This is a genomic window from Methylobacterium sp. (genome assembly GCF_019745455.1).
In the GTDB taxonomy this organism is placed as follows: Bacteria; Pseudomonadota; Alphaproteobacteria; order Rhizobiales; family Beijerinckiaceae; genus Methylobacterium.
This window is the reverse complement of record NZ_JAIETD010000155.1, coordinates 1-16,731: the sequence shown is the minus strand read 5'-3', so window position 1 is coordinate 16,731 and position 16,731 is coordinate 1. Positions and strand designations below refer to the sequence as shown.

Below are 16,731 nucleotides of genomic sequence, written 5' to 3'. Positions count from 1 at the left end.
CTAACGCCGATCCGCGCCAGGGCGCAACCGACACCGAGCCGAGCAGCCCCACATCCAGCACCGACTCGCGGGGTCGAATTGGTCTTCCTTGAGTCTCTCGCCCTCCTGGCGATCAGCTTCGTTCTCGAGCGACCTCGTTCCAGTCGGGTGCGGCACGAGTCTCGGTGGCTCGTGCCCCGGCGTGCCCGCCTGTGATTGGCTTCGACACGCTTGACGCGCCGCCCGGTTACCGCGAAGGCGGGCCGGGTCGCGTCGCCCTGTCCGTGTCTCTCCGACGGCTCCTATGTTTCGCCTCGCCCATCTCACCGACCCCCATGTGGGACCGCTGCCGCGGCCGCGCCTTCGCCAGCTCCTCAGCAAGCGGGCGACCGGTTACGCTAATTGGCGCCGCGGCCGCCGCCACAGCCACGACATGGACGTGCTCGCCGCTCTGGTCGCCGATCTCCGCCTTCAGGAGGTGGACCACGTCGCCTGCACCGGCGATCTCTGCAATATCGGCCTGCCGAGCGAATGGGAGACGTCGCGGATCTTCCTGGAAGCCTTGGGATCACCCGAAGCCGTCAGCTTCGTCCCGGGCAACCACGACGCCTATGTCCGCGGTTCGCTCGAGGGATTGCTCTCGGCCTGCGGCGATTGGGCGACAGGCGATAGCTTGGTGCAAACGGCGTTTCCCTATCTGCGCCGCCGCGGCGCGATCGCCCTCGTCGGTCTGTCCTCGGCGATTCCGACGAAGCCATTCGTCGCCACCGGCCGCCTCGGCTCTCCCCAGATCGCCGCCGCCGAGTCCCTGCTGGCGTCGCTCGCCGCGGATCCGGAGCCACCATGCCGGATCGTGATGATCCACCATCCGCCCCATCCTGGCGGCGCGCGGCCGGGGCGCGAGCTCATCGATGCCGCGCCGTTCACGGCGATGATCGGCAGAGTTGGAGCCGAGATGATCCTGCACGGCCACACCCATCTTGGCAGCGTCGCCTTCATGGACGGACCAGGCGGACGGGCGATCCCCATCGTCGGAGCCCCTTCGGCCTCCGCGGGAGTCAGGGCGCCCTATCACCGTGCAAGCTACCGGCTCTACACGATCGGGCGCACGGCCGACGGATTTACGATCGATGCCAGCGAACGCGGTCTGGTCGAGGAGGGCGGGATCGGCGAACGCGGTGCGATCAACCTGGTCCGTCCATGACGCGACTCGCCCCGACCTTCGGCGCCTTCGGCGAAGAGCTCTTAGCGCTGCAATGCGGAATAATGCGCAGGAAAGCCTCTATACGCTGAGGATACAGTTCGGCACTATAGGACCGCTGCCGCGAGATCTTAATCCCTGCGCCGGTGCGATTGAGAGTCATCGTTCCACTCCGCAGGCGCGGGCTACGGCGCCGCATCGGAGACGGCGTCAACGGGGCGGCAGTCGGAGCGGATGGGTTCGAGGACGGACGGCATGACCTGTACGGTAGATGCACCGAGGGAGACGGCGTCGATGCCGATGGATGCACTCCTGCTCGACAACCAACTCTGCTACGCCCTCTATGCCGCCGCGAACCGTATGACGAAGAGCTATCGCCCGATGCTCGAACGGATGGGGCTGACCTATCCGCAATACCTCGTCCTGTTAGTCCTCTGGGAGACGGATGCGGTGACCGTCTCGGAGATCGGTCGGCGCCTCAGGCTGGATTCGGGAACTCTTACGCCCGTCCTGAAGCGGCTCGAGGGTGCGGGCTTCGTCACGAGGAGCCGTCGCCGCTCCGACGAGCGTGAAGTCGAGATCAAGCTCACCCCGCATGGCCGTGGACTGCGGGCGGAAGCTGTGACGGTTCGGAAAGCCGTGATGTGCCAACTCCACCTGTCCGAGCCAGAGGTCCAGGCCTTGCGTGCCGACCTCAATGCATTGATCGAAAACCTCAGCGCCGCAGACTGAGCGAGATGCCGTCTCGCGTACGAAGCGCCGTCAGTTCGGGTTTCTGATTCAATTGCCGGCTAATTTAAGCTGGCCTCCGCGACGCCGAGGCCCTAACGGTCTGCTGGGGCGTCTTTGCATGCGCAATCGTACAAAACAGCCGCGTCTCAGCCATTCATGTGGAAGGCTGGGCCGTCGGAGCATCGGGTCGGGGGAAACATTCGGGATGAGCGGCTTTTCGTCGGCGCCAGAACTTGGCCTTGCTTCGGACGTTGATGGGCCATGATGACCTATGCCGACATGGAGCGGGAGACACGAAATCAGGTCGGCGCCCTGCCCTTTCGCAAAACACCGGACGAGGGGCTGCGCATCCTCCTCATCACCTCCCGGGAAAGTAGGCGCTGGGTGATCCCGAAGGGATGGCCGATGAAGGGACGCAAGCCCTACGAGGCGGCTGCCCGCGAAGCCTACGAGGAGGCCGGCCTGATCGGCCATATCGGCAAGCGTCCGCTCGGCTTCTACGTCTACGACAAGCGACTGAAGAACCGGGATTCGGTCCTCTGTCAGGTGAAGGTGTTCCCGCTTGAGATTCGCAAGCAGCTGAAGACGTGGCCCGAGCAGGATCAGCGTGAAGATCGCTGGTTTACTCCGTCGGAGGCCGCGGATGCGGTTGCGGAAGCCGGCCTCGCGGCGATCATCCGTTCGGCGTTCAAACGCGACAAGCTGAAGAACGGCTGACTGAGGAACGGCTGACGGCCGGTTGGATCGTCGCCGGCGGAGGGTTCGTGCGTCTCGGCTGGAGAAACCCGGCAAGATCCGCTGCCGTCGCTCTTCAGAGCAGACACAATCAACCGGGACTGATCTCAACCTGCCCGACCGTAGTCCCGCGCCTGCGTCGCGGTGCGATGGAATGTCAGACGACGGTCGTATTCGAGGGGATCCTTCGGCTGCACCAGGGCGCCGGGCGGCACGTTCAGCCAATCGACCAGCCGGGTCAGCATGAAGCGCAAGGCCGCGCCCCGGCACAGGATCGGCAGGGCCGCCACCTCCGCGTGCTCCAGGGGCCGCACGCTCTCGTAGCCGGCGATCAGAGCCTCGCCCATGTCGCGGTGGAACTTCCCCTCGGCATCGAAGCACCAGGCATTGAGGCAGATGGCAAGGTCGTAGGCGAAGGCATCGGTGCAGGCGAAATAGAAGTCGATGAGACCTGAGAGATCGTCGCCGATGAAGAAGACGTTGTCGGTGAAAAGATCCGCGTGGATCACGCCGGACGGCAATCCGCGCGGCCAGCCGGCCTCCAGGACGGAAAGGTCATCGCGCACCCGTGCGGTCAAGCCTGCCGCGACCTCGTCGGCGCGCGGCGCGGCGGCACGGAACAGCGGCTCCCAGGCTTCCACCGAGAGGTTGTTGTCGCGCCGCATGCCGAAATCGCGGCCCGCTGCGTGCAAGCCCGCGAGCGCCCGCCCGAGCTCGGTGCAATGGTGCACCCCCGGCCGCTTGACCGAGACGCCTTCGAGGAAGCTCACGATCACCGCCGGCCGGCCGCACAGGCGCCCCAGCGCCGAGCCGTCGCGGTTGCGGATCGGCTGCGGGCAGGCGAGGCCGCGGGCGGCCAGATGCTCCATGAGGTTGAGGAAGAACGGCAGATCGTCCTCGCGCACCCGCTTCTCGTAGAGGGTGAGGATGTAGGAGCCGGCCGTGGTGTGAAGGAAGAAATTGGTGTTCTCGACGCCCTCGGCGATGCCCTTGAACGAGAGCAGCCTGCCGATCTCGTAGGCGGAGAGGAAGGCGGTCAGCGCCTCGTCGGAAACCTCGGTGTAGACGGCCACGGCGCTCGGTCACTTCATCAGGGTCGGCCATATGAGAAGGGGCGCCCGCAAGGCGCCCCCATCGTGCCGCGTACAGCTGCGGATCAGGCGGCGGCTTCGCTGCGCAATTCCCGCGGCAGCGGGAAGGACATGTCCTCGACGACCGTCGAGACCGTGTCGACCGTCACGTCGTAGCGGGCGGCGAAGGCGTCGATGATCTCCTCCACCAGCACCTCCGGTGCCGAGGCGCCGGCGGTGAGACCAAGCTTGCGCACGTCCTTGAATGCCTCCCAGTCGATCTCCTCGGCGCGGAGGACGAGACGGGTGATCGGACAACCGACCCGCTCGGCGACCTCGCGCAGCCGCTGCGAGTTCGAGGAGTTCGACGAGCCGACGACGATCACGGCATCGACGAGGGGCGCAACCTGCTTGACCGCCTCCTGGCGGTTGGTGGTGGCGTAGCAGATGTCGTCCTTATGCGGCCCGGTGATTGTCGGGAACTTCTTCTTGAGGGCCTCGACGATGTGATGGGTATCGTCGACCGACAACGTCGTCTGCGTCACCCACGCGAGGTTGTCGCGGTTCTCCGGCTCCAGGGCCGCGATCTGCTCCAGGTCCTCGACGAGGGTGATCGACCCCTTGGGCAGCTGACCCATGGTGCCGACCACTTCCGGATGGCCGGAATGGCCGACGAGGAGCACGTGGCGGCCGCGCTTGTGGTGGATCTCCGCCTCGCGGTGGACCTTCGTCACCAGCGGGCAGGTCGCGTCGATGGTGACGAGGCCGCGGCTGTCCGCATTGGCCGGCACCGTCTTGGCCACGCCGTGCGCCGAGAAGATCACCGGGGCGTTGCCGTCCGGCACCTCATCGAGTTCCCGTACGAACACGGCCCCTTTGCGCTTCAGACTCTCGACCACGTACTTGTTGTGGACGATCTCGTGACGCACGTAGACCGGCGGCCCGTAGATGGCGAGAGCCCGCTCGACCACGTCGATGGCCCGCACGACACCGGCGCAGAAGCCACGCGGTGCGCAGAGCAGGATTTCCAGCGGGGGCTTCCCCGATGCGGCGGCGGGCTGGTGCAGAGTGGTGATGTCGCTCATGATGCCCGGGATGTGGCGAGGCGGGGCCGCCCCTGTCAACCGCTTATAGCGCGAAATGCTCGCCAAGGCATCGGCAGCGACAGACGCGTCTCATCACCCCGTCGTCTCACCGGTTCCATCAGAGAGGAGAACAACGACGGAACGTTCCACATCGTCTCGGGCGCCGATGGCATCGGGTTTCGAAAGCCTGGCATGCGCAAGCGACGCCGACCATCCGCACAACACGAGGGAACGGCGCAGCTTCAGCGATTGGCGCTCGCTTCTGCGTCGTCGAGGACCGCCCTGCGTTTTGCATCCTCCTCGACATCGTAGCGAGCGATGTTGGCGCTGGTGACGAGCACTTGCGGGGTCTCGACCACGCGGGTGACGGGCTGCCCTGCCGAAAGGCGCTCTGCAACTTCGAGACCGATCTCGCCGATCATCGTCGGGAATATATCGACGGTGCCGGTCAGCTCGCCTGCCTTGATTGCCGCGAATGCGAGCTTGGTGCCGTCGCTGCCGAACACCTTGATCCGGTCGAGCGCGGCCATCGCCTTGAGGGCGTCGATCGCACCGAGAGCCATCGTGTCGTTGTTGCAGTAGATCCCGATAAGGTCCGGATTCTTCTGGAGCATGGCGCGGGTCACCTCCGCGGCCTTGCCGCGATCCCACTGTCCGGAGAGGCTGGCGGCGACTTCGAACCGTTTGGTCGCCTGCAGCGTCTCGCGAAATCCCGCCGAACGCTGGACCGTGGAGAAGACGCCGGCCTGACCCTCGACGACGGCGACCTTGCCCCCCTTGGGATAAGCGCGGATGAACCAGTTCGCGACATGCACCCCCATATCCCGGTTGATCGGCCCCACGAAGTGCCGAACGCTGTCGACCACCGCCCCGTCGACATCGACGATGGGTATCTTCGCGGCGTGGGCCTCGTCGATCGCCGGCTGCAGGTTGAAGGACGAGATCGGGGAGATCAGGAGTGCGCTGTATCCGCTCCCGATCATGGTCTGCAAGATCGCGAGCTGACGGAGTTGGTCGGTTTCGTTCTGCGCGGCCTGTATGTCGATCTTGACCCCGACAGCAGCGGCTCGGCGACGGTAGCCGGCCGCCATCAGCCGCCAGTACTCGTTCGTCGGCGTCTTCAAGACGATTCCGAAACGCCGGCCTCGAACGTTCGGCGCCGGGCCGAGTTTAGCCGCGAGTTCCGTCCACTTGATGCGGCTCGGATCGGTATCAGGATCGAAGTCGCCAGCCTGAACGACCGGGGAGGCTATGGCGACGATTGAGGCGACGAGAGCGCCAGTCAGGAACCCATGCACGCCGACGACTCCGATCGATCCGACTTCTCGGCACAGCGGCGAGATTGACGCCGGCTTATAGAGATAGACGCAGTGCCAGCAATCAATCTACGCAGCGGTTCTACGCTCTTCTTCTGCATGAAAACAACGCATGCTGCCTCTGCTGACTTCACATATCAGTATCCCGCACCATCTTCTGCTCAAATATAAGACATCGACATTTTTAGGTTGTATATTATCTATGAATCGTCTTCAGGTAGTGCTCTCGCCGCTGGTCAAGCCGCTTCGTTGAGCGAGAGTCGCCGAATGATCGCATGAGCTTCCGTAGCCGGCTGCGGCCGGCTGAAGAGATAACCCTGAAGTTCCTGGCAGCCGGCTTCTCGGAGCAGATCCCTCTGCTCGACCGTCTCGACACCTTCGGCGACGACGTTCATCCGCAGGGATTGCCCCAGGCGGATCACCGCCTTGACGATGGCGAGGCCATCCTGGCTATCGACGACGTCGCGAATGAAACTGCGGTCGATCTTGATCTTGTCGAACGGGAACTGGCGGAGATAGCTGAGCGAGGAATAGCCGGTGCCGAAATCGTCCATCGCGATGCCGATTCCCATGGCCCGCAGGTTGTGAAGCGCGGCGAGCGTCGTCTCCGAATCCTGGAGCATCAGGGATTCGGTGATCTCGAGATCGAGGCGCCTCGGATCGAGGCCGGATGATTGCAGGGCTTCGGCGACATCGTCGACGATGTTGCGGTAATGGAACTGCAGCGACGACAGGTTGATCGCCACCTTGACGTCGCTCGGCCAGGCCGTTGCCTCCATGCTAGCGCGATTGAGAACCCAGAGGCCGATGATCGGGATCAACCCCGCCTCCTCGGCGAGGGGAATGAACTCGACCGGAGACACGATGCCCCGTTCGGGGTGATGCCAGCGAAGAAGGGCCTCGAAGGCGACGACGGCTCCGGTACGTGCGCTGACGATGGGCTGATAATAGACCTGCAATTGGTCTTCGGAGATGGCTGCGCGGAGATCGATCTCCATCTGGCGCCGGGCCTGTACCCGTACGTTCATCTCGGGCTCGAAAATCCGATAGGTTCCGCGGCCGTCGCCCTTCGCCTTGTAGAGGGCGAGGTCTGCGTTCTTCAGGAGCTCGTCGGGGGTGTCGGCGCTGCCTGTCGACCGGGCGATTCCGACGCTGACGCCGATCGAGATCCGGTGGCCGTCGATGTCGAAGGGGACGCTCAGAACCTGGATGGCTCTCTGCGCGAGCAGTTCGGCTTCGTTCTCCTGGCTCACCGAGTCGTGGATGATGGCGAACTCGTCGCCGCCGAGCCGGACCACCATCCCGACTGCGCCTATCGTTCCCAGCAGCCGCTTAGCCGCGCGCCGCAGGAGGTCGTCTCCGACAGGGTGCCCGAGAGTGTCGTTGACAATCTTGAACCGATCGAGATCGAGGCAGAGGACCGACAGCACGCCGCCCTGCCGGTCTCGCCCGATCTCCTGATGCAGGTGCTCCCGGAACAGGAGCCGATTGGGCAATCCAGTGAGAGCGTCGTGCCGTGCCATATGCGACAGCGTCGCCTCGGCACGCTGCCGTTCCGTGATATCGTCGTAGGTCACCACCCGGCCACCGCCCGCCATCGCCTCCTCGGATACCTCGATGGTCCGTCCGTCCGCGAGCTCGCATTGATAGGATCCGGCATCCGCCGGACGGCGGCTTCCCTGAACGAGATGAAGCGGGCTGTCGCCGACGAGGCCCGGTATGGTCTCGCCCTCCCCGAACATCTCGGTGAAACGGCGGTTCTGCACGACGAGCGTGTTGTTCGCATCGAACATGCGAAGGCCGAGCGTCATATGGTCGAGGGCTGTCTCGAACCTGGCATTCTGCGAGGCGATCTCGACATCGTAGCTGGACGCCTGCTGCGCCATGAGCTGCTCGATGAAGCGGATCTTCTCCGCGATGCTCGCCTGCATCGTCGCCAGCGCCGCGAGCAGGAGGCCGGTCTCGCTCGAGCCATGCCCTGCGATGCGGTTGTCGAGGTTGCCTGCCGCGATGGCCGTCGCAACCCTCACCGCCTGCCGGATCGACGGGACGATGGCCCGGCTTAGAAGCAACGAGATGAGAATGGCGATGGCCACCGAGCCGATCATCGCCCCATAGGTCTTCAACCGGGTGTCATCGACGAGGGCCTCGGCCGATCGCCTCAGGCGGAAGCCGTCGCTGGCATAGATCCCCACGGCCCTGTCGAAGGTCTGCTCGACCTCTTCGAATTCGCGGCGCGCGGGCGTCACGGCATTCCTGAACTCGGCCTGGAGGTGAAGCACGGCTGATCTCAACCGAGCCGCGAGTTCCTCGCCACGTAGCGACATCGCGCGTTCGCGGGCCACATCCAGGGCGTCGATGGCGGATTGCAGCTGGTCGATGAAAATCGCGTGGTCCTTCTCGCCCACCGCAATATCGCGCGAGATACCCAGGATGGTGGCCTGGGCGGTGCGCAGGTAGTTCATCGACTGGAATGCGTTATCGTAGATTCCCAGCGCGGTCTCGCCGAGCTTATTCTGCGCACTCTGCGACAAGAATCCGACCAGGATCGTCACTAAAGTCAGGCTGATACAGCCGAAGAAGATCTTCGTCCGAACGGACATCATCAATGCCGTCTTCAAATTCCCTCTCCACCGTCGCTGTCAAATATATTTGTTAAATACTCAGTATTTCAGCCGCGCTATGATCTCCAGTTATAAGAATCCGAGAGGCTATCTGAAAAGATCATCATTTGAAAGACTCGCTCTTTACAAATCTTGGAAGATCCGTAAGGCGCACGAAGACCGCCTTACATTTATGTTGCCTGCGAAATGAATATCGTATTGCAGCGTTCCGATGGCCTCTAACTCGGATACTGATATGCCTGATGAATAATCGATCTTTGATAAACCATTCCTGCGCCGCCGAGTCCCGATCTGACGCAGATCAGATCTCCAGGAATCATTCCGCGAATGCTGAGGCTTCCTCGCCACGCTGACGCAAGATCTGATCTGCCCCACCAACCAATCCATCCATCGAGGGCGGCTTACTCTGGCTGCAATTCACCGACAGCGTCGCTGCTCGACGGCCAGCAACGACGAATCTGCTACCAATGGATTGGATCATGGCCCATCGCGCGTCATGGGGATGGCATCCGGCCGGGCCCGAAGCTTGCTGCCTCTCTTGGATGTTCGTTCAGCTCCTCCCAAGCATACGATCGCTCACGATTCGCCGCTGGATCTCGCTCGTGCCCTCGAAGATCGTCGTGAGCCGCGCGTCGCGCCAGTAGCGCTCGACACGGCGCTCGGTGGTGTAGCCGTTGCCTCCGTGGAGCTGCATCGCCTGATTGGTGACGCGTACCGCCATTTCGGTTGCGAGCAGTTTGACCTTGGCCGACTCGCTCTCGGCCGGCTCACCCTCGTCGAGGAGATGGGCGACCTGCTGCCAATAGGCACGCGCCTGGTCGACCTCGGCCGCCATGTCGGCGAGCGCGAATCGCAGGGCCTGGAATTCGGCGATGGGGTGGCCGAACTGCTCCCGCTCCTGGAGGTAGGCCTGGGTGTCCTCGACAGCCGCACGGGCGACACCCACGGCACGGGCGGCGGTGTGGACCCGGGCAATGTTGAGCCCGCGCTGCACCGAGGCGAAGCCGCCGGAATCCGCATCGGCGCCGCCGTCGCCGTAGAGACCGGTGAGGCGGTCGCCCTCGGGCACACGCACGCCATCGAGCCGAAGCTCGAAGGTGAGGAAGCCGTGATAGCCGATCTTGTCGATGACGTGGCCCTGCATCCCCTCAGGGAAAGTGCCGGGATTCTTGACGACGAGGAACGGCTCTAACCCCGCCGAGCGCGGCTCGTCCGGCTCCGGCTCGCGGGTGCGGGCCAGGACCTCGATGAAGTCCGCGGCGAGCGCAAACCCGGCCCAGCGCTTGGTTCCGGTGAGAACCCACTCGCCGCCCTCACGCACCGCCCGCGTCTGGACGCCAGCGAGATCTGAGCCAGCCGTCGGCTCCGATAGGGCGATGGCTCCGATCCACTCTCCACGCGCCGATTTCCGCAGCAAGGTTCGGCGGCGCTCGTCGTCGAGGGTCTGCGTCCCGAGCCCCTGGCCGCGAGCGAGGATGCTGCCGACCGAGAGCCAGGCGCGGGCGAGTTCCTCCGAGACGAGGCAGTACTCGAACACGCCGAGGCCCATCCCGCCGTCGTCGGCCGGAATCGTGATGCCGAACCAGCCTCGTCGCGCCATCGCGTCGATGAGCGAACGCGGCATCTCGGCTTTCTGCCGGTCGAGCTCGTCGGCGAGCGGCATCACCACGTCGCGGGCGAAGCTGCGCGCCTCCGCCTGCAGGGCGACACGCGCATCCGTGCGCCAGGGCGAGAGCAGTTCGGGCGGGCGAGGTGCCCGGAGCTCCGGCTTCGGCATGTATCCTCCGGCTTTCGTCTTACGTACGAGAGCTAAGCCGTTCCGCCGGTTGCGGGTTCCGCGTCGCCGGTTCGACCGGTCACCCGCCCATCGCCTCCTCCAGCACCGAGAAGATCTTCGGATCGGCGCAATGGGAGACGTTGAAACGCAGGAACGGCGCGCCCGCCGCAGGCTGGAGGCTGAAAGGAGCGCCGGGGGCGAGGACGACGCCGCGGGCGAGGGCCCGGCGGGCGATCTCGCCGGAATCGAGGCCATCGGGAAGGCGCGACCACAGGAATAGGCCGCCGCGCGGTTCCGACCACAGGCTCAGGCCACAGGCTTCCAGGCGGCGTGCGGTACGTCCTCGGTCGCGGGCGAGCTTGTCGCGGACTTCAGCGACGTGGTGGCGATATGAGCCGTCGGTGATGAGCCGATGCATCAGCTCGGCGGAGACGTGGCCGTTGCCGAGACTCATCGCCAGCTTGAGGTCGATCAGCGGTTCGATCCAGTCAGGCCGTAGCGCGATGTAGCCGCAGCGGATCGCCGACGACAGGGTTTTTGAGAAGCTTCCGACCTGGATGACCCGGTCGAGCCCATCGAAGCTCGCGAGCCGCGGGGACGGCTCGTCCTCGAGGTCGCCGAAGATGTCGTCCTCGATGATGAGAATGTCGTGGGCTTCGGCGAGCTTCAGGACCCGGTGGGCCACGACCGGGCTCATCGACGCTCCGGTCGGGTTCTGAAGGGCGGAATTGGTCAGGTAAAAACGCGGGCGATGCGCCGAGAAGAGCCGCTCCAGTTCGGCCACATCTGGGCCGGTCGGGGTGAAGGGCACGCCCAGCACCGTGACCCTGTGCGCGCGCAGCAGGGCGTGGAAGTTGAAGTAGCAAGGGTCGTCCACCACCACGGTATCGCCGGGCTCGATCAGGAAGCGGCAGAGCAGGTCGACCGCCTGCGTCGAGGAATCGACCAGAAGCACCTGGTCGGCATGGGCCTCGATCCCCCGCTCGCCGAGGCGGCGCGAGATCTGGGTTCGCAGAGCCGGCAACCCGAGGGGCTGGTCGTAGCAGACGAGGGTGCGCTCGGAGCCGCGGGCGAGCCCGCGCAAGCCCCGGCGGATCGCCTCCACCGGCATCCAGGACGAGGGCAGCCAGCCCGAGCCTGGCTTGAGCAGGTCCGGCCCCGACTGCATCGATTGCCGTGTGATCCAGAGTGGATCGACCTCGCGGTCGAGCTGAGGCCCGACCGTCTTGAGGCAGAGGGGCCGCGTCTTGCCGGCGACGTAGAACCCTGATCCGCGGCGGGCGACGATGACCCCTTCCGCGCCGAGCCGGTCATAAGCTTCCACCACCGTCGATTTCGACACACCCATCTGCTCGGCGAAGGCCCTGACCGAGGGAAGCCGCGCGCCGGGCGCAAGGTGCCGGCCGGCGATCCGCTCGTTGATCGCAGCGGTGACGAGGCCGATGCGGCCAGGCGCGGAGGGGTGGTTTGGCGTGCTCATCTGTACTGCCGATCAGACCGGACAATTCGATCCAACCGTACTGGACTGTGCCTGTCCGTACCACCCCGGGAGGTGCACGTTCCCCGCATCGACGAAGCGGGAGGACGAGATCATGCAAACCACGACTTGCCAGACGACAGTTGGCCGGAGCCGGGAGCCCGTCTCTCTCCTGGAGCGGGCCGCGCGGCTCATCTCCGGTGTGGCCTCGAGGATCGGCGAGGAACTCTCGCGCCAGGCGATGAACCGCCGTGTCCTGCAACAGCTCTCGGCCATGTCGGAGCGCGAATTGAGGGATATCGGCCTCGTCCGCCAGGATCTCTTCGACGCCTCCTCCCTCTCGGGGAGCGGAGACGCCTCGCTCCTCCTCGTCGACCGGCGGAACGAGCGACGAGCCGGGCGGCGTGCGCCGTGACACCTGTGAAGCAATGCTAGTCCCGATCCGGGCCGGGACAGGCGTGGCGGCGCAGGCGGCGGTGGGGTATGAGGCAGACCCTTCCTCCAATCCGGATACGAGATGGCGAGCGCCGCCGATCATGCGAGCTTCCTGCCGCCGGTCCTGACCTTCCTGTCGGCCGCCGTGGTCGGCGTCCCGATATTTCGGGCGCTCGGCCAGAGCGCCGTGCTCGGCTATCTCGTCGCCGGCGTCATCATCGGGCCGGCCGGCTTCTCGCTCATCGCCGAGCCGGAGACGGCGGCGAGCGTCGCCGAGATCGGCGTCGTGCTGCTGCTCTTCATCGTCGGTCTCGAACTCGAGATCTCGCGCCTCGTCTCCATGCGGCGCGACATCTTCGGGCTCGGGACGGCGCAGCTCGTGGCCTGCACCGTGGCGATCGGTCTCCTCGGCATCGCCATGGGCCTTGGCACCTCGGCCGCCTTCATTGTCGGTGTCGCGCTCGCACTCTCGGCCACCGCCGTGGCGCTGCAGTTGCTCGAAGAGCGCGGGGACCTCGGCACGCCCTATGGCGGACGCTCCTTCGCGGTGCTCCTCTTCCAGGACATCTCGGTGGTGGCGATCCTGGCACTGATGCCGCTCCTCGCCTCGACGGGCAGCAGCGATCCGGGCTGGCTCGGCGAGGCTCTGGCCTCGACCGCCAAGGTCGCCGCCGCCATCGGGGCGGTGGTACTGGTCGGGCGCTACGGCCTCAACCCGTTCTTCAGCCTGCTCGCGGCGAGCGGCGCCCGCGAGGTGATGACGGCTTCGGCCCTCCTCGTCGTGCTGGGCACCGCGCTCCTGATGGAGAAGGTCGGCCTGTCGATGGCGATGGGGGCGTTCCTCGCCGGGGTGCTCCTCGCCGAGTCGAACTTCCGGCATCAGCTCGAGGCCGATATCGAGCCCTTCCGCGGGATGCTGCTCGGCCTGTTCTTCATGAGCGTCGGCATGTCCATCGACGGCGGCCTCCTCAAGACCGCGTGGCCGGCCCTGTTCGGTGCCACGATGCTGGCGATCCTCGTCAAGATGGCGCTCGTGGCGGGTCTGTTCCGGCTGTTCGGCTCGCCTTGGCTCGATGCGGTGCGAGGTGCCGCGATCCTGGCTCCGGCCGGCGAGTTCGCCTTCGTGGTGCTGCCGCTTGGCGGCAGCCTCGGCCTCATAGGCGGGCCTGAGACCCGCTTCGCCGTGGCGCTCGCGGCCCTGACCATGCTGGTCGGGCCGATCGCCGCCAAGGGCCTCGATGCCGTGCTGGCCCGCCGCCCGGCGGAACCGGAGCCCGCCGCCGACACGATGGAATCCGCCGAGGCACGGGTGCTCGTCATCGGCTTCGGCCGATTCGGCCAGATCCTGACCCAGGTGCTGCTCGCCGAGGGCATCAGCGTCACGATCATCGACAAGGACGTGGAGCAGATCCGCAGCGCCTCGCGTTTCGGCTTCCGGATCTATTATGGCGACGGCACGCGCCTCGACGTCTTGCGGGCGGCCGGGATCGGCAAGGCCGAGCTCGTCTGCATCTGCATCGACGATCCGCAGGCGACCCTGAAGATCGTCGACATCGTCCACGAGGAATTCACGGCGGTCCGCACCTATGTGAGGGCCTATGATCGCACGCAGTCGATCGAGCTCATGAACCGCGACGTGGACTTCCACATCCGAGAGACGGCGGAATCCGCCCTCGCCTTCGGGCGCGCCACCCTCGAAGGACTCGGTCTCAGCGCCGAAGCCGCCGCGGCGGTGACGGCGGACGTGAGGAAGCGCGATATCGCGCGGCTGGTGCTGCAGCAGGCCGGCGCCCTTCCCGACGGCACCTGGATGCGCGGCACATCGGACGTGAAGCCGGAACCTCTGACCGCGCCGCGCCGGCCCTCGCGCGCCCTCAATGCCGAGACCCGCGGCATCATCGCCTCGGAGCGCCGGGAGGCTGCGTCGCGCACGCTCGATGCGCCGGAACCAGCACTCCAGGATGGCCGGCCGGATGCCTGAGGCCGCGGGCAAGTCCCGAAATTCCAGTACGATCCAGGAGCCGGGCCGCTTTCTCTCCGGATCGATCCTGCGCCACGTCCTCGTAATGAGCGCTACGGGCTCCGTAGGCCTGATGGCGATCTTCGTCGTGGACCTGCTGTCGCTCCTCTACGTGTCGAAGCTCGGCGACCCACGTCTGACCGCGGCCGTGGGCTTCGCGACGATCCTCCAGTTCTTCGGCCTGGCTATCAATATCGGTCTGATGATCGCGGCGGGCGCGCTCGTCTCGCGCGCGATCGGGGCCGGCGAGCGAGCCCGCGCCCGCCGCCTCGCCACCTCGGCGACGGTGCACGGGCTCCTGGTCGCGGCCGTGTTCGTGGTGGTGATGCTGCCGCTGATGCGGCCGGCCTTGAGCTGGATCGGCGCCGATGCCGAGACACTGCCGATCGCCGAGCGCTTCCTGTTGATCGTCCTGCCTTCGACCCTGCTGATGGCGCCGGGGATGATGTTCTCCGGCCTTCTTCGGGCGGTGGGGGCGGCACGCCAGGCCATGTACGTCACCCTCGGCGGCGGCCTCGTCACGGCGGTTATCGATCCGGTCCTCATCTTCGGCTTCGGACTCGGAGTCGACGGGGCGGCCTACGCGACCTGCGTCGCACGGGCGACCTTCGCGCTGATCGGCTGGTGGGGCGTGCGCCAGCACGACCTCGTCGGGCGGCCACGCCTCGCCGACATCGTCGCGGACGCACCCGAGATGGGGCGGATCGCCCTGCCGGCCGTGCTCGCCAACCTCGCGCCTTCGGTGGCGAGCGCCTTCATCGCCCACGCCATCGCGCAGTTCGGACCGGTGGCGGTGGCCGGCAACGTCGTCATCGACCGCCTGACCCCGGTCGCCTTCGGGGGTCTTTTCGCGATGTCGGGCTCGGTCGGACCGATCCTCGGCCAGAACTGGGGCGCAGGCCGGTTCGACCGCATGCGTGAGGTGCTTCGCAGCGGCGCCCTCGTCACCGCGCTTTATGTCGGCGTCGTGTGGGCCGCCCTCGTGGTCCTGCGGCATCCGCTTGGGAACCTGTTCGAACTGACCGGGACGGCCGCCGACCTGTTCGGTTTCTTCTGCCTCGTCAGCGGCCCGGTCTGGTTCTTCGTCGGCCTGCTGTTCCTGTCGAACGCAGCCTTCAACAATCTCGGCTTTCCGTTCCTGTCGACGGCACTGAACTGGGGACGGTCGACGCTCGGCACGATGCCGCCTGCTCTGGTCGGCGGCGCGCTCTACGGACCGGACGGGGTGATCGCCGGCGTTGGGATCGGCTCGGTTGCGTTCGGGGTCGCTGCGATCATCCTCGCCGCGCGCACCATCGCGACGCTGGAACGAAAGGGCCGCGCCGACACACCTCCTTCCGCCGAACCAATGGTCGAGCCGCCGGTCCAGCAGGTCTCCACGGCCGCCGAGACGCTGGTGCGAGGATGATCCGGCTGCGTCCCGCCTCGGGAGGCTGGTAAGTCCCGGCACAATGCGACAGACTTCGCGCCGGGGGTCGGGCAGGCGCATGCCGGGACCGCCGCGTGATCGTTGAGGCCAGCGTGATGTTCAACCTGTTCGACATCCTCCAGGCGCAGGGAGGCCCCGGCCTGCAGGGTCTCGGCCAGCAATACGGGCTCTCGCCCGATCAGACCCGCAAGGCCATGGAAGCGTTGCTTCCCGCATTTGGGCTCGGCCTGCAGCGGAACGCCGCCATGGATCCCATGGGATTCGGACAATGGCTCAGCCTCGTCGGAATGAATGGCGCTGGACGGCCGACACCGCCCTCCCCTTCCGAAAGCCTCGTGCACCAGATCTTCGGTTCGCCGCACCTTAGCCAAGCCGTGATTCAGCAGGCGGCAGCGGCGAGCGGGGTCGCGACCCCGGTCCTGCGCCAGATGCTGCCTCTCGTCGCCGGAATGGTAGTGGCCGGGATCGTCCATCTGATGTTGAACCAGCCCCAGGCGGCGCCCCCTCCGGTCGCCGCGAACGGATCGAACCCATACGGCTTCGCAGTCGGCGCCTACTGGGCTGAGATGATGAAGACCTGGACTCAGGCGCAGGTCCAACAGGCGCCGCCGGAGCGCCCTGTCGTGCGACGACCAGAGCCGCCGGCACTGGCACCGCCGCGTCCCAAACCTGCCTCCCAGCCCCCCCAGGACACGGCGGCCGGAACACCATTCGATCTGTTCCAGGAGATGTTCCAGGCCGGTCTCGAAGCCCAGCAGGAGAACGCCAGAGCGATGCAGTCGTTGTTCGATTCGTTCTGGACGGGGCAGCAGCCGGCCGGAAAGCTGAGCGAGGCGTCACCGCAGGCTAGC

At 66.0% G+C, this 16,731-nt stretch carries 13 protein-coding genes; 7 read left to right on the top strand and 6 right to left on the bottom strand.

Going from position 1 to position 16,731, the window contains the following annotated elements; all coding sequences use genetic code 11:
* The first annotated feature begins 283 nt into the window (after nt 1-283).
* From K2Y56_RS24945 to K2Y56_RS24935, 3 genes are all read left to right on the top strand, one after another.
* A complete protein-coding gene (locus K2Y56_RS24945; RefSeq protein WP_292514399.1) occupies nt 284-1,183 on the top strand; it encodes a metallophosphoesterase in 900 nt (299 codons plus the stop codon).
* Between the two features lie 291 nt (nt 1,184-1,474).
* Nucleotides 1,475-1,912 (top strand): MarR family transcriptional regulator, encoded by a 438-nt coding sequence (locus tag K2Y56_RS24940; protein ID WP_292514396.1) that lies wholly within the window; start codon nt 1,475-1,477, stop codon nt 1,910-1,912.
* A gap of 264 nt (nt 1,913-2,176) precedes the next feature.
* A complete protein-coding gene (locus K2Y56_RS24935; RefSeq protein WP_292514402.1) occupies nt 2,177-2,629 on the top strand; it encodes an NUDIX hydrolase in 453 nt (150 codons plus the stop codon).
* Between the two features lie 125 nt (nt 2,630-2,754).
* Here the strand turns inward: K2Y56_RS24935 and thrB are convergent, their stop codons facing one another.
* The 6 genes from thrB to K2Y56_RS24905 form a co-directional block, all read right to left on the bottom strand.
* The gene (gene thrB / locus K2Y56_RS24930; RefSeq protein ID WP_292514393.1) at nt 2,755-3,720 is read right to left on the bottom strand and encodes a homoserine kinase; all 966 of its coding nucleotides are present in this window, start codon (nt 3,718-3,720) and stop codon (nt 2,755-2,757) included.
* Between the two features lie 83 nt (nt 3,721-3,803).
* Nucleotides 3,804-4,802, bottom strand: coding sequence for a 4-hydroxy-3-methylbut-2-enyl diphosphate reductase (ispH, locus tag K2Y56_RS24925; RefSeq protein ID WP_292514391.1), 999 nt, complete (start codon nt 4,800-4,802; stop codon nt 3,804-3,806).
* A gap of 242 nt (nt 4,803-5,044) precedes the next feature.
* Nucleotides 5,045-6,100, bottom strand: a complete 1,056-nt coding sequence (locus K2Y56_RS24920) for a substrate-binding domain-containing protein (protein ID WP_292514388.1) — start codon at nt 6,098-6,100, stop codon at nt 5,045-5,047.
* Nucleotides 6,101-6,354: 254 nt separating this feature from the next.
* The gene (locus tag K2Y56_RS24915) at nt 6,355-8,724 is read right to left on the bottom strand and encodes an EAL domain-containing protein (RefSeq protein ID WP_292514385.1); all 2,370 of its coding nucleotides are present in this window, start codon (nt 8,722-8,724) and stop codon (nt 6,355-6,357) included.
* Nucleotides 8,725-9,292: 568 nt separating this feature from the next.
* Nucleotides 9,293-10,519, bottom strand: a complete 1,227-nt coding sequence (locus K2Y56_RS24910; protein WP_292514382.1) for an acyl-CoA dehydrogenase family protein — start codon at nt 10,517-10,519, stop codon at nt 9,293-9,295.
* A 79-nt stretch (nt 10,520-10,598) separates the two neighbouring features.
* Nucleotides 10,599-11,999, bottom strand: coding sequence for a PLP-dependent aminotransferase family protein (locus tag K2Y56_RS24905; protein ID WP_292514380.1), 1,401 nt, complete (start codon nt 11,997-11,999; stop codon nt 10,599-10,601).
* 112 nt (nt 12,000-12,111) lie between these two features.
* Between K2Y56_RS24905 and K2Y56_RS24900 the strand changes: the two genes are divergently transcribed.
* From K2Y56_RS24900 to K2Y56_RS24885, 4 genes are all read left to right on the top strand, one after another.
* The gene (locus K2Y56_RS24900; protein ID WP_292514378.1) at nt 12,112-12,411 is read left to right on the top strand and encodes a DUF1127 domain-containing protein; all 300 of its coding nucleotides are present in this window, start codon (nt 12,112-12,114) and stop codon (nt 12,409-12,411) included.
* A gap of 102 nt (nt 12,412-12,513) precedes the next feature.
* The gene (locus K2Y56_RS24895; protein WP_292514376.1) at nt 12,514-14,412 is read left to right on the top strand and encodes a monovalent cation:proton antiporter-2 (CPA2) family protein; all 1,899 of its coding nucleotides are present in this window, start codon (nt 12,514-12,516) and stop codon (nt 14,410-14,412) included.
* The gene (locus tag K2Y56_RS24890) at nt 14,405-15,859 is read left to right on the top strand and encodes an MATE family efflux transporter (RefSeq protein ID WP_292514374.1); all 1,455 of its coding nucleotides are present in this window, start codon (nt 14,405-14,407) and stop codon (nt 15,857-15,859) included. The genes K2Y56_RS24895 and K2Y56_RS24890 overlap by 8 nt, the downstream gene beginning before the upstream one ends.
* 95 nt (nt 15,860-15,954) lie before the next feature.
* On the top strand, nt 15,955-16,731 hold a 777-nt coding region (locus tag K2Y56_RS24885; RefSeq protein ID WP_292514371.1), incomplete at its 3' end, for a DUF937 domain-containing protein.

What these genes read in the sequence shown, in the direction of transcription:
- ispH (WP_292514391.1), bottom strand. Translation starts at nt 4,802, where the DNA reads ATGAGCGACATCACCACTCTGCACCAGCCCGCCGCCGCATCGGGGAAG.
- K2Y56_RS24935 (WP_292514402.1), top strand. Translation starts at nt 2,177, where the DNA reads ATGACCTATGCCGACATGGAGCGGGAGACACGAAATCAGGTCGGCGCC.
- K2Y56_RS24890 (WP_292514374.1), top strand. Translation starts at nt 14,405, where the DNA reads ATGCCTGAGGCCGCGGGCAAGTCCCGAAATTCCAGTACGATCCAGGAG.
- K2Y56_RS24895 (WP_292514376.1), top strand. Translation starts at nt 12,514, where the DNA reads ATGGCGAGCGCCGCCGATCATGCGAGCTTCCTGCCGCCGGTCCTGACC.
- K2Y56_RS24945 (WP_292514399.1), top strand. Translation starts at nt 284, where the DNA reads ATGTTTCGCCTCGCCCATCTCACCGACCCCCATGTGGGACCGCTGCCG.
- K2Y56_RS24900 (WP_292514378.1), top strand. Translation starts at nt 12,112, where the DNA reads ATGCAAACCACGACTTGCCAGACGACAGTTGGCCGGAGCCGGGAGCCC.
- K2Y56_RS24940 (WP_292514396.1), top strand. Translation starts at nt 1,475, where the DNA reads ATGCCGATGGATGCACTCCTGCTCGACAACCAACTCTGCTACGCCCTC.
- K2Y56_RS24905 (WP_292514380.1), bottom strand. Translation starts at nt 11,999, where the DNA reads ATGAGCACGCCAAACCACCCCTCCGCGCCTGGCCGCATCGGCCTCGTC.
- K2Y56_RS24915 (WP_292514385.1), bottom strand. Translation starts at nt 8,724, where the DNA reads ATGATGTCCGTTCGGACGAAGATCTTCTTCGGCTGTATCAGCCTGACT.
- K2Y56_RS24910 (WP_292514382.1), bottom strand. Translation starts at nt 10,519, where the DNA reads ATGCCGAAGCCGGAGCTCCGGGCACCTCGCCCGCCCGAACTGCTCTCG.